Source organism: Pseudomonas sp. AC016 (genome assembly GCF_979253365.1).
Genome location: NZ_CEEDCC010000001.1, coordinates 4,307,943 through 4,321,691, shown reverse-complemented (window position 1 = coordinate 4,321,691; position 13,749 = coordinate 4,307,943). Strand labels below are relative to the sequence as shown.

At 52.8% G+C, this 13,749-nt stretch carries 10 protein-coding genes; all 10 read right to left on the bottom strand.

The genetic code is table 11. From position 1 onward, the window contains the following. Nucleotides 1–3: 3 nt before the first annotated feature. Nucleotides 4–1,098, bottom strand: coding sequence for an NAD-dependent epimerase/dehydratase family protein (locus tag AC0IXS_RS19385; protein WP_057409463.1), 1,095 nt, complete (start codon nucleotides 1,096–1,098; stop codon nucleotides 4–6). A gap of 153 nt (nucleotides 1,099–1,251) precedes the next feature. After that, complete coding sequence (locus AC0IXS_RS19380; RefSeq protein WP_057409462.1) at nucleotides 1,252–2,175, bottom strand: glycosyltransferase; 924 nt, start codon at nucleotides 2,173–2,175, stop codon at nucleotides 1,252–1,254. A gap of 61 nt (nucleotides 2,176–2,236) precedes the next feature. Then, entirely contained in the window at nucleotides 2,237–3,424 is a 1,188-nt protein-coding gene (locus tag AC0IXS_RS19375) for an ABC transporter ATP-binding protein (protein ID WP_057409461.1), read from the bottom strand. Between the two features lie 3 nt (nucleotides 3,425–3,427). Beyond that, nucleotides 3,428–4,219, bottom strand: coding sequence for an ABC transporter permease (locus tag AC0IXS_RS19370; RefSeq protein WP_057409460.1), 792 nt, complete (start codon nucleotides 4,217–4,219; stop codon nucleotides 3,428–3,430). An 8-nt stretch (nucleotides 4,220–4,227) separates the two neighbouring features. Continuing rightward, nucleotides 4,228–6,246, bottom strand: a complete 2,019-nt coding sequence (locus AC0IXS_RS19365; RefSeq protein ID WP_449122028.1) for a capsular polysaccharide export protein, LipB/KpsS family — start codon at nucleotides 6,244–6,246, stop codon at nucleotides 4,228–4,230. 99 nt (nucleotides 6,247–6,345) lie between these two features. Continuing rightward, entirely contained in the window at nucleotides 6,346–7,584 is a 1,239-nt protein-coding gene (locus tag AC0IXS_RS19360; protein ID WP_057409458.1) for a hypothetical protein, read from the bottom strand. Beyond that, nucleotides 7,559–8,959: an MBOAT family O-acyltransferase gene (locus AC0IXS_RS19355; protein ID WP_057409457.1), complete on the bottom strand. Its 1,401-nt coding sequence runs from the start codon at nucleotides 8,957–8,959 to the stop codon at nucleotides 7,559–7,561. Before AC0IXS_RS19355 ends, AC0IXS_RS19360 begins: the two co-directional genes overlap by 26 nt. 70 nt (nucleotides 8,960–9,029) lie before the next feature. Then, nucleotides 9,030–10,187: a glycosyltransferase family protein gene (locus AC0IXS_RS19350; protein ID WP_122668435.1), complete on the bottom strand. Its 1,158-nt coding sequence runs from the start codon at nucleotides 10,185–10,187 to the stop codon at nucleotides 9,030–9,032. Further along, nucleotides 10,187–11,146 (bottom strand): glycosyltransferase, encoded by a 960-nt coding sequence (locus AC0IXS_RS19345; protein ID WP_122668434.1) that lies wholly within the window; start codon nucleotides 11,144–11,146, stop codon nucleotides 10,187–10,189. Before AC0IXS_RS19345 ends, AC0IXS_RS19350 begins: the two co-directional genes overlap by 1 nt. A gap of 261 nt (nucleotides 11,147–11,407) precedes the next feature. Next, nucleotides 11,408–13,690, bottom strand: coding sequence for a glycosyltransferase (locus AC0IXS_RS19340; protein ID WP_122668433.1), 2,283 nt, complete (start codon nucleotides 13,688–13,690; stop codon nucleotides 11,408–11,410). Nucleotides 13,691–13,749 lie beyond the last annotated feature (59 nt).

The window sequence follows — 13,749 nt, the reverse complement described above, 5'->3', positions numbered from 1 at the left end:
CCCTTACAAGGTTGCTGTTTTGAACTCGATCTTTGCCCAGTCAGCAAGCTGCTGAACACCGCTCTGGATGCTGACCTGCGGTGCCCACTGAAGCCTGGCCGCAGCTGCAGAGATATCCGCACAAGCATAACGAATGTCACCAATCCGGAATTGACCTGTGACGGTGTAAGCGTCATCCGATACACCCAGCGCACGCATCAACATACGGGCCATGTCGAGAATAGTGACGGCCTCGCCACTGCCAATGTCAATAATCGAGCCATGCTCGACTGGATGCAGGCTAGCGCACACCAGTGAGGCGACCACATCATCGACGAATACGAAGTCGCGCGCGATTTCGCCATCTTCGAAAATCGCCAGTTGACCGCCCGCAATCAATTGACGCGCGAAAATGGAGAGAACGCCAGTGTAAGGATTGCGCAGGGACTGGCCAGGCCCGTATACATTCTGGAAGCGCAGAATGGTGACTTCCCAGCCTGCGCCCTCGCCTGCCTGACAAAGCAGATATTCCTGCATCAGCTTGGTGGATGCATAGACCGAAGCAGGCGCTGGCGGAAGACCTGAGTGGCTGGCAGAAGGTGTAGCCGGCAAGCTGGCGGCTTTAGGTAGCGGAACGCTGAAGTCCCCCTCGGTCATGCTTTGAGGCTGGCGTGGCAGACCTACGAACTCTACCCCAGCAGCATCACGGTAACCGCCTTCGCCATAAACGGCGCGCGAAGCAGCCAGCACTACACGGCGCGTCGTGTCGACACCGCGAAGTGCCTCAATGAGATTGGTCGTCCCCAACACATTCACTGCGCAGTAACGCGTTGGCTCGTCGTATGACTGCCCCGTCCCGGTTTCTGCTGCCAGGTGATAGACAAGTTCTGGCTGCGCCTGCTGAACAACGGCAATCAATGCAGCCGCGTCAGCGACGTCACCGCGAACGAAATGCACACCTTCAGGAAAAACCGGGGTTTCAGGGTTCTCGCCATGCACTTGTGGGTGCAGGTTATCGAATACCCATATTTGTTGAGCTGGATCCTGGCGCAGAAGAGCCTTGACGAGTCGGCTACCAATAAAGCCTGCACCGCCGGTAATGAGTACTCGCTGGGTCATATACTTGTTTCCGAAAAAATACTGATGAGCTGAAAAGGGTCGTCACGACTCGCAAACTGCACTCCTTGACGAAGCCTGCGTCAACGAAGTCGGGGGTAGGATCTAATTACAGGTCGAGCTGCTGCGTGGAGCGCAATGGCGCAGATAATAACATCAGGGGCGCGCCTTCTGCCGCATTAAAGGCCGAAGTATTAACCGTCCCGCGCGCAACAGCCTTGACCCGCCCCCCCGTAGAGCTCCCCAGCGAGAGGCAGCGATCGAATAAAAGGGGGGAGTAAATTGCGCGTCCCGAAGCCTATCGCTGAACGCAGGCTTCCAGGCCTCCATCGAGACTGCGCAAACCTGAGACAACAGTGACGGACGAACGTGGCCTTGGGCGATCTCACGCGTCAGATCGGCGAGGGTAATAAAACCAGCATCAAGTGCACGACGAAGGCAGGAAACCCACAGCACTTCGTTTGGGTTGTCCAGCGACACCCAAGGCTGGGTATTCATGTCTGTGTAATGCAACAGACAGGTTTCACCCGGTACGAAGCGCTCAAGTGAGTTCCAAGTCTCGGGAATCGAATACGAAATCGGACTGGCCAGCTTCATGTCGTACATGAGTTCTTGATAATTGATTTCGCCTTTGTCCAGTTGGCTGACAATGTCGTCGATGTTCCAGCCAAGACGGGAACAGTCCATGAGCATGACACTGAACTGGGAGCGACGCGCGCCGGCGGCACTGCCCACGGTTTGCAGAACAGCCTCCCCGAACGGACGGTTCCATAAGGCCGTTATGTCATGGAACACCTGCATGTCAGCGTCCATGTAAATGGCCTTGCCGTTACGCGCACACAACTCGGGGATGAGGAAACGCTGGAACGAGAACGGTGTTCGGGCCTTGTTGATAGCATCCCTTGGGACCGGAATGGACCGCTGATGGGTATAGATGGCAGAGAGCTGCACTGAAAGCCGAGTGTTTTCACAGATGGAAAACTCCAGCACCTTCATCGGCAGCCATTCTGCGGGAGTCGCTGCCACGAATACGCGGACAATATCTGCCGTTACGTCGGTCGGGACTTCAGATTCCTTCATGCGTTCAATCCTGGGAGAGTGCAGGCCCTGCGATGACTTCATCACAGGGCCGAAATGGACGTCACTCCACGAATCGCCAGTCTGCGGTCTTCTGGATGGCGATGGCGTTTAGGTAGGACCCCGCCACGCGGAATGGCGTCGACTCCGATAACGATACGTGATCGACCCCATCAGGACTCATGACCTCGATGGAAATCGAATAGGCTCCAGGTGCCAGCTCTGCCCGCCCGAGATCTGCATGCATACGACTGGACTCGGCAGGCCAGACCAGACCAGACCGAACCGAGTTCCAGTCCAGAAGAACGCTCTGCGAACCATCGCGCAACAGCGGCCTGATCACTGCATCACGAGGCAGTTTGCTGATATCAATGTCGAGCGTGAGATTCGCCCCATAAGGCAGCGGCGCACCGGGGACGAAATCAATGCCATTCACCAGCAACTTGAAGGATATACGCTCGGGGTGAAAAACATGTCCGCGCTTCTTTTCGTTCTGATCACCCAACTTGTCCTGATACAGGGAGATCGCGGACTGAATGCCTCCCTCGTACACGACCTTACCTTTTTCGAGGTATAGCCCCCGGTTGCATAAACGAGCGACCTGGCCGATGGAGTGGGAGACAAATATGACTGCCGCATTTCGAGCGAGCTCGTTGACGCGCTCATAGCAGCGCAGTCTGAATGAAAGGTCACCCACGGCAAGCACTTCGTCGATGATCAGGATATCCGGACTCATGACAGAGGACGCGGCGAATCCGAGTCGGGATTTCATACCCGAACTATAAAACTGGACTGGCGAGTCGAAAAACTCGTCGATCTCGGAAAAGTCCTTCACTTCGGCGATATAGGCGTTGAGCGCCTTGCCAGTCATGCCCATGAGGCGACCACGCACAGCCACGTTGTCTCGCCCTGTCATGGTGGGCGAAAAGCCCGCGCTCATTTCCAGTAGATAGCCCAGCTCACCATTTCTTATGACCCGACCACGATCGGCCGCGAGCTTGCCGGCAATGCATTTGAGCAGAGTACTTTTGCCGGCACCGTTGTGACCGAGCACGCCCAGCACTTCGCCCCGGCGAAGCGAAAAATTCATTTTCCTGATCGCCCAGAACTCAGAGCTGCGAAGCTCGTTGTTCTCTGGCTTTCCGATATTGACAGCGTTTCTCAATATGTCCCGGGCCGCATATTTGACAGATGACTTCAGGTCACGGGAGTACTTTTTCCACAGGTCATCGACTTCAAGCAATACAGTCATAAGTTATCCCAACCGCTCGAGAAGAATAGGTACCTGGCGATGAAGAAGATTGAGCGACCAGACCAGCAAGGCGATCAACACTGCGGTGCTGATCACCAGAGGAAGCATGTAGACAGAACCAAGATCGTGTAGCGATCGAGCCAGTATTGCCAAGGGAGCAGCCAGTGGGTTGATGCAATTCAACCAGAAGAGAGCACCAGAGGATTGCTCAAGGGCCGGGTAAAAGATGGGCGATATCAGAATCACAGGCAGACTGACGGAGCTGAGGCCCTTGCGAACATCAGCATAGAGCGCCGACCAAGGGGCCAGGATGGCGCCGATGGTAACAGCGGATATGAGCAATGCTCCCAGGGAGAACAAGATCCAGAACCACGAAGAGAGCTGCGAAGGAAACGACAGCCCCAGGACAGGGATGGCAATCAGTATCAACGCCACCCTGATGAGCAACCCGATGACACCTTCAAATAACACAGCCAGAACGAACGGAATCGGGCCTACATTGACGCCTCGCAGCAGCCCCTTGTTCTTCCTCATGAAGTCAGACATTTCCTGAATGACCGACATCCACCATTGGAAAAGGGTAACGCCCGCAAACGCCCTCAGCACGTCCCAGTTGCCTTCAGGAGAGTGTGACGCACCACCGCCGTTCAACTGACTCTTGATAAAGATGTAGCACGCGGCGTACAGCATTGGGGTTATCAACGCCCAAGCATAGCCCAGCGCGTGTTGCTTTATCTGTATGGATATACTGCGCCTGGCGAGCGCGATGCCCGAATTCACCGTTTGTGACCACATGCAATTATTCAGCCTTTGACAAGATCATGAGTGACATTTTGCTCAGCCACCTCTGCTGCGATAGCGTCAAGTCGGGCTCTGGCGGTCTCGGGAACAGACATGTCAATGCTGTAGTCCTCGAAAAACCAGTTCAGAAATGCCCTGTACTTGATTTCAAGGTCAGCATCTGTGCTATTCGTGACGTAGGTCCATGCCTCGTCAAGCGTATGGGTAGTTGCATTGAATGTTACGCAATCGTACTCCGTCCTGCCAAATGTCACGACAGGTTTGATCTGCAGGAGGGCCTCGAATCCGACACCACTGTTGATGGTATAAACCGCCTGCGAATGCTCTATCAAATCCTTGACATTGGCATTGCTGATAAAAACCGTGACGCCATCCGCAAGGCTCTCGAATGGAATCATGCTTTTACGATTCGCCGGGTGCAGTTTCAGTACAACAACCACACCGTTTTCCCGAGCCCAGGCTATCACTGCGGCGACAGCATCAAGGACGCTGACATCCGAGAAAAACTCGATTGATTGGTCAGTCGGTATTTGCAACGGGAAAAACAGGTAGGGCCTCAGGACTTTCTTGCCTAACCAGTTTTTGTCCCAGGGCAGCAGGTCATCCTTGAGCAACCGCGCCAGCGGCAACCTATCGTTCTGGGCGAACTTGCTGTCCAGCGAACCGTTGTGCAGTCGTCCACGGTAATGATCGAACATCTTCCCCGTTTGGCCGGCCTGCGGGTCAAGGTTGACTGGGTATTGACTGGACGCAGCACTCCAGCCCTTCTGATCAACCACGAACACCCAGCGGAAGAACTCTTGCATGTAGAAATAAACATGGGTACTGCCAAGACCAAAGTTGTGCATGCATCGATGTGGCACGAAAGCCACTGATGAGTTGTCACGGTCAATCCGGGGCCGGTCGATTTCCCAATTGGGCAATTCGTACATATCAACCTGTAGCCCTTTACGCTCAAGCGCATTGGCCATCAACAGTGCGAAACGCTTCCATTGCAGCCGCAAATCAATGACGTCTTCGCTGATTTGGGGAGCGGCACGGACTTCGCCCGCAAGCGGCTTCCAAGGCAAATCAAGGCGCGGAAGATAAAAAGCGACACGCCCGTTACGAGGCAGCGGGGCAGCTTTCATCTCCAGACTTTTCTCGACCGCCGAGCTGATGCGTTGCTGCATCCACTCACTGAACAATGAGTCTTGGGGCAGGAAATAAGTGTTGATCAACTTCTGCGCCATAGAACGCTTGGCGTCATCATATGACAGTAGATTTTGCAGGATAAAGAATCTCAGATCATACAGCTTGAGACCTCCCTTACCCGCCCAGAGGATGCTTTTGTCACGAAACTGCCAGTCAGCATATTTGGGCTTGATATTGTAAAAGTGTATCTGCCCCAACAGCGCTTTCATATGACGATAAAAAACTTTCTGGTCAACGAACCAGGCAAGCGTACCTTCCGCAAACTCTTCATCTATGCCATCAGATACCTGCTGCAGAAAGTCGACTACACATTCGGCAGGCGCCAGCCAGATAGAACCTGTCGCAACAGCAAGGTGTTCCGGGCGACCAGGTACCATATCGCGATCACGCCGGACAAGAATAACCTGTGCATCGGCCTTGTCGGAAAAGTCCAGATCAATCGGGTTAACAACCAACGAGTCTGCATCAATGCTAAAAACAGGCGTCGAATAATCCGCCAGAAGATTTTTTAGCTGTAGGAAACGTGCGCTGGCGAAGTAGGCCCTTTGCTGATCGACTGTAAGACTCGAGAGATCTGTTGTTTCGTAGGAAAGAAAAACCTTCGTATTTTCCAGTTGGGAAAGTGTTTTTTCAAATTGATCGAATCCTTCCTGAGAAGGGTTTATCAGGTGAAGCACGAAGGTATGCCCAGGGGAAAACATGTCCACGCTTAATATCAGGGAGACCGCGTACTCCAGATACCCCATATCGCACGCCGAAAAAAGTAGAACTGCCTCCTGGCCTGTAAGGGACGGTGGGGCATACCACTGTAATTTTCGATCTATCATGCTAGCGTTTTCCTTCAACATCTGAGTGCCTACGCGATGATGCATTCACATCATCGGCGGGGTCGACACATTGATGCCATATGACAACAAGGTAGGGGTTCAGTTCCCTTGACAAAGTTTTAAACGAACCATGTGCTCATTTAGTTTATTGACATCTATCGAGGGTTCCAGTACGCCACGCGTACGAAAATCAGAAGTACCTTCCTCAAGAGCAAGCATTAACAAACCGCTCCCCTTACAGGTACCCAAATGATCTTCGTCACTAAACAGTGGCCAATCTTGCATAAAACCGGCTTCAGGCTTATTAAGATCTATGAACGGAATTTTGTACTCACTTGATACTCTTTTCAAGTCATTTACATGCTGATCTAAACCAGATTGTTTCTGAAAAGCGTAAAGATCCGAGCGCACCGGTGGCTGGAACAAAACGATCTGAATACCATGCGCCTTTCCCCACAATGCGAACATGTCGAACAGCCCATCCCACGGCGCCCAACTAGGAATTTCTCTCAAGCGCTGAACCTTGACGTGCTCATTTTTTATTTCAGGGAACATGTGCTCCGGCGAAGTCACGCGCTCGAACGTATCTTTACGCTCCCCCCGAGTATTCAAGCCAAGTAAAAGCGTGTCTTCACCTGCGTGAATGGTCTTGGTTGCCCCTGGCAATAAGTTGGACAGTCGCAAGGTGCTCCTGTATTGAAGAGTTTCCGGCTTCCAGCTGAACGCGTGCTTGTCACGCAAGCCATCAATACTCGAAAAAATCGGTTTGCACCGAGCGACGATCTGACTGCCGGAGCACAACGGCTCCAACGAACTCAATAAAGGAAGGTATTTAAGATGATCAGGCTCGACAATGAGACGATCCGGCCGTCTTAGCAACAGGGAGGACTCGACATAAACGGTTTTCAAGTTGGGAAACCTGAGGCGCAGGATCTCCGCCTGAAGAATCAAACCGTAGGTAATCTCATTATAGGTATTGCCCGCCCCCACTACCGTACCGTCAAGTCCCAGATGGCTGGGCTGCAGGATCTTGCTCCTTGATGTACCCACGTATCCTGTGGTGATCGTCTGAGGGGCATCATTTTTGCTGAACAGCGCCACGTTCTGAGCCAACATCTGGTTGCCTACTTCCCTTCCGGATATTTCCGAGTCGGGCAATAGTTCCATCAAACGCGAAACCGACTGAGTACCGGCGATAGAGCTGCCTTCATGGTATCGAACCGCAACCTCGGTCAACAGAAATCCCGTCCCAAGGAATACGCACGTCCAGGCATACAGCTTGAGCCACTTCTGACGCGTCAGCTTGGCGCTCTTAGAATTGAAAGTATATGAAGTCATTGCCGTCTACATAATAAATGAAGGAAAAAAGCGCCAGCGCTGTAAACGTGATAGCGGCACCCACGGCTCGAAAATTTGTAATGTCCGACTGGTAGGTTGTTTTGTGCACCAGCCATTGCAATGGCAGGTACAGAAGCAACAACTCAAAGAACAACGGAGCAATCTTCGTTTGCGCCCACGCGGCGTCAAACGTCAAAACTTTTGCGATGATCGTGAAAGCCGAATGCGTGTCGCTCGCCCGGAAAAAGATCCACGCGAAGAAAACGACAAACATGGTGAGGAACCAGGCCACGCCGGGAAGCCCTACGATTTTTTTGATCAGCGCACCAGGATGGATATTTTCGAAGGATCGCTGAATCACCAGTGCTGCGCCGTGCAGACCGCCCCAGATGATAAAGTTCCAGCTTGCACCGTGCCAAAGACCACCCAACAGCATGGTCAGAAACAGGTTCCTTTGTGTTTTCCACGCAGCAGATGTGCGGGAGCCACCCAGCGCGATATACAGATAATCGCGAAGCCAGTTGCTCAGCGTAATGTGCCAGCGCCGCCAGAATTCTTTAATGGAAAGCGAAGAGTAAGGCGCATTGAAGTTATAAGGGAGTACATAACCAAACATCAGTGCTGCCCCCAACGCCATCAGGGAGTAACCCCAGAAATCGCACAGAATCTGAACACCAAAGCCGATAACGGCCATCAGGTTATCGAAACCGGAGTAGTGGTCGGGCGCCTTGAAAACAATATTGACAAAGGGTGCCAGCCCGTCCGCGATTCCACACTTCAACGCAAGGCCAGCGATAAAATAATAAACGCCGTTGTAGACATGGCTCAGATCAAAGACTTGCTTGATCTTTATTTGCGGCATGAATTGAGCAGCCCTGCAAATCGGACCGGCAATCAGGTGAGGAAAAAACAATACAAAGATCGCAAATACGGCAGGATCCCTTTCATGCTCGAATTTACCCTTGTAGACATCCACATGGTAAGAGATCAGCTCAAACACATAGAACGAGATTCCCAACGGCAGAATGATCTTGAGCAGCCCTATTTCATAATTGGGATCATAGAGCTCACCGATAGCCTGGACATTCTCGAGAAAGAAGTTCATGTACTTGAAATAGCACAGCAGCAGCAGATTGCCGACACACGCCAGCACTAGCCAGTATCGCTCTCGCGTCTGCGCAATGCGGCCTGCAATCAACCAGTTGACAGCAATGACGCCCGCGAGCATCAGCCCGAATACGTTGCTCCAGCTGCAATAAAAATAGAGGCTGCCGATCAGCACAACCCACTGCCGCCCCCGCAACCAAGGGCATAGCCAGTAGCAGGCCAGGGTGGCCATCAACAGCACTATGTATTCCATAGAGTTGAAAAGCATTCGCTTCGGGTTCCTTTATTTTTGGATTTACAATTGCCGACCTTGCGGGCCGCAACATCAAAAGTGCCGACTACTGCACCAGCCTACTGATCAAACGTCTCAACTGATCTTGCAACACCTTTTCGGAGAACGTAGTCGCACAGTAGGCTTGCGAGGTTTTGAGCATGGACGCTCTGACGTTCGGAGCCTTGAGAAGCGAGTCCACAGCGGTGTACCAATCATCATTGACAAGCAGCGCCCCCCCTTCAGGGATGACCTGGTTATACACAAGGATATCGGATGCGACGACCGGTATGCCGGCAGCTGTATATTCAATGTATTTGGTAGGTGCTTTGCACAAGTTGAACTTGTCATTCACAAGAGGGGCAAGTCCAATGGTCCAGTTCAAGTTGGCCAACGTCGTCAGAAACCCCGTATAACCTTTGTTAACTTCATGGCTTTTGACTCTATTACCAAATCGAGCAAGTGCCGCTGGCATTTTTATGGTTCCAAAGACTTCAAACCGCAGGTCAGCATTATCTTCCATCAATCGCACCAACGCAGGAACTACCAATTCCAGATCTTCCTGATGGCCTCGCGACCCCATGTAACCAATCACTGGATCCCGCTTGCCCGAGCTTTTTTTGATTTGAATATGCGCCGCCATGTAAGGCGCATAGATGCCGGTGAATATCTTCTGGTCGGGGTACAGTGCCTGAAGATGATCCGCGAGGTAGCGTGTGGAAGCATAGATCATGTCGCAGTTCTCAAGCAGGTAGCGCCGCTCGTGAATGACCTCGACTGCGCCTTGCGACTGCTGAACGACACTCCCCAGCGAGGTTGGAATCTCCAGCAGATTATCGTCGATGTGGTAAACCACCGGTATTTTCCTGGCCTTGAAGTAGTCGAGCATTTCCCTGCCATACGGCAAGGCATAGCGCGTCATGATGACAAGATCAGGCCGAAAGGCGCGGTCCCATCGCTCCCACATGCCTGCGCCCTTCTTGCTGACCCTTAGCTGGGAGGCCGCAGCAAAATTCAGGGCTTTCTCCTTATAAAGCGCCCCGAGCGGTATATCGAAGCTGATGTAATACGTAGCATTGACGTTTTCAGTCAAAATCAGAATATTCGGGCAGCCTGAATGGCCGGCGTGGTATTCCTCGAAGCCTTTTTTGTCTGGATGAACGATCGGTATTTCGATTTCGATCGCAGCGGTTTTTCTGAAAAGGCGTGATACAAGATTGAACATCAGCGCCCAGCCTCGTTTTGCACCGGCAAAGGCTTTGCCTTGGCGGCTTGCGCCTTCAACTTGGCTTCATATTCCTTGATTACCTTCTGCCGGGCGCGCTTTGCAGCATAAACTTCCTTGTGTGGGATGTAGCCGGAAAGCTTGTCGAATGCCGCGTTCTTTTTGTCCCATGCGGCATGCAGGAAACCCGGTATCAAGTGACGGTACTTGATATCTTTCAACAAGGACGGTCGCAAATAGCCAAGCTGGATGTCATCCTCGATCGCCTTCTTGCTCAGCGACCCGTTTGCGAGCATTTTGCGAACTTCGCGGAACCAGACCCATGCGTTCTTGTTGCCGCAAGAGGACCATGGCTGCGTGTAAACGTCAGTGTAATGAATCAGGCAAGTGTCTTTGTCCCAGTGTTCCAGGCTGTTCCACTCGAACGGCACACCATACTTGACGTCGCTTTCGTTCAGAATGACCAGTTCGGACATGAGCTGATCGTAATCGTAAAGACCGTCGTCCATGCCCTGGATGATCGTCTCCACCTCCCAGTCCAACCTTCCGCAATCCAGCAGCATGACTGCACACTGCTTCTTGCGTGTCTTGGGCGCGCCTACTTTCTGAAGGCTCTCTTCGGTGTGCTTGACCTCTTTCTGAATGACGATCTTCGCGCCATCGAAAGGAATGTTCCACAGCTCCCTGATATCGCGCATGACCAGCATGTCGGCGTCCATATAAATGGCTTTGCCTTTGTAACCCGCCAGCTTCGGAATACAGAACCTGCTGAACGAGAAACCGGTACGCTGACCGTTTCTCGGGTCTTTGGGTACAGGTACGGGCAGGTCAAGCATGGGAATGACTTCGACCTTGGCGGTGGTGTGCCTTTTGATCGAGTGTTCCAGAACCGGCACGGCAAGCATCTGCGATCGGTCAACGCCTACGAAAACCCGGATGACTTCATCATCGGTGGACATGCGATTTCTCCTTGATTCTTCACATTGCTGTGTTCGGGGTTACCTTGCGGACCTGACGATACAATCGCTCTCCGATGATTGGGAGCCGTAACCCGTCCGGGCTTTTCGCGGCCCGGATAGTAACGCAAGCGTACCTGATACCGCCAAGCTTCAACCCATCTGTAATGTTGAAAAAACGTTTGTGTTCACCTTTGCGACAGGCCTCTCGGGTGAATCAGGCAGCAGATCGCGCCATTTGAAATCAGAACGATCCTTAAGGATTCAATGGACCGGTAGCAGGTCATCCAGAATTCTGGCTGCAGTAGGACCACCGATGATCGTACGCGCCACGAATGCACTCGACGGTGTGCCGGGGTCGGTTGCGCCAAGCGCTTGCGCGACGAAATCTCCCCAATCCTCGGTCGTGCGGATTTCTGTCAGTGGCTTGTAGAGGTCAACATCAAGATCGTGTGCAACCACAGCGACACTCAGATTCCTGCGCGCAGCGTCGAGAGCAACGGTGGAAGGTGATGTGATGACAGCAGCCATCCTGCCAAGCAACTGATCGGCGGTGTACATTTGCCACTCGGGAGCTTCCGGGTTTGCAACGACCAGATTTGCGGCTACAGGCTGATCGCCCTTATAGCGTTTGGTCAGCCACATGCCTGCGTGATGAGGCTTGATCAAAAAGATGATCTCCGGGAAGCGCTCTGTCAGCGAAAGAACACCCTCGATGAAAAACTCTCTGTAGGCATCGCTGTAGCGATGCCAATGCAGGTTTTCAAATATGCCTATTACGATGGTGTCCCTCTTGATCAGGTGATCCAGATTGACTGTTGCGTCCGATACAGGCTTTGGGCACCCGATGGCAATGCATTTTGACCGAGTGGCAGGATTTATCTCGGGGTGCAGCGAGGAAAGCTCGCCCCATAGATAGATCTTTTGCGCAGCGAAATTGATCTTCTGGATGTGGTGAATCTCGTCGCTGTAGGTCAGACCCACGTTTTCCAGACCATGCTGCGTCGTCGCCGTCATGATGCCGACTTCGTTGGCGCCCTCGGTTAGCCAGCGGGTAAAGGCATGAGGACCGAGGTTGGTTTCGGCCACAGTCAGCAGTGCCTTTGTCACAGGATTGAATGGCGGGCTCCCGGAGATGCCTTTGTCCATCAGTGCGATAGGAGAAACATCCATGCCATGAAGGGTGGTGAGAACCCGAGGCGATTTTTTCAGCAACGATGTGCTGCACCAGACCTCAAACGGGATTGACCGCTGCTGCGCTTCCTTGATGATCGGGAGAATTACATCAAGGTCCTGAATCAGATGCAGTGCAAAGATGACCACCGGCGCGCTCACGCTCTTCCTTGCATCGGTCAACGCACCACGGAATGTACTGACCCACGATTGGCTGATAACGGGCGGGCTGAAAAAAGTTTCTGCAAGCTTTTTGCCTTTCTTGACATCGGCGCGAATGTTTTTCTCATCGGACAGGTAGCGTCGCAAACCTGCAAGAAAATCATCAACGGCAACGCCGCCTTTAAGCGGCTCAAGGCTTGGGGTAGCTGTGGCTATTACTGGAAGGTTGCGGGTCAATGCGTGAACCGAACGATTGGCTGACTTGCAGATACTGAACTCGTCTCGCGAGTTAGGGATCAGCACGACCTTGGCTTTCGCCATTTCATGCTCGACAGCCTGGATTGTCCACTCCACGTAACGAGACGGAATGGCAAAGGGCTGGATAAACGCTTCGTATTTCTTCTGATGGTTGCTGACCACGACCAGTTCGACCGGGTACTCAAGGGCAATCGCCTCAAGCGCCTCGCGAATCTGCAGCAGATCCAGCATGCCGAAGTCGGCGTAAGTGGCGCCGTGGTTGCCAAACCAAAGGAGGCTTGCCACGTTCGAACTGGGCTTGGACGCAGCGACGGGAGCCGGTTTCGCAACTGACTTTCTATACTTGGCGAGGACGATACGGGCATTCATTTCCAGAGAGGAAAGCACTCTCACACCGCGACGCTTCCAAAAGCCCATGGTCAGAAGCGTACGCCAGCGCTTGGAAATGCGAACGAGCAGACCGGGTACGGAAACAGCCTTGTAGGAGTTGGCGAGGTTTTTGACCTTTTCAGCCTGGATCTTTACATCAATAGCCTTGGGGGGTTTGGTAGCCCCCTGTGCAGCAAGCAATCTTTGATCAAGCTTCTTGTTGGTGTCACCCGAGATAACGCCATCTGGAATCACCTCGACCCTGACATCCTCGACATGGCGGGAGATGATCTGCGCCAAAGGTTGGGTCGTGGTGACGATGGCACTGGCATATTTGGCCATGCCCAGAAACATGTCGCGCGGAAGGCTGGCAGAGTTCTTGCCATACCCGCTGACAAAAATGTTGTCACACAGATCGAGCACGACCGGGATGTTGAGGGCGTGAGCTTTTTGGACCAATCCGTAGGTTTCCACGGAAAAGTCTTTGACGACGACCAGGACATCAAGCTTTGTCAGATCGACCCCGCTGGCGTGAGTAAAGATTTCACATATGTGGCCAGAGTATTCCAAGGCGACAATAGGCAATACAGCTCTGTATCTGACACTGGCTACATTGAGCGACAACGACGCTACACACCACCCAA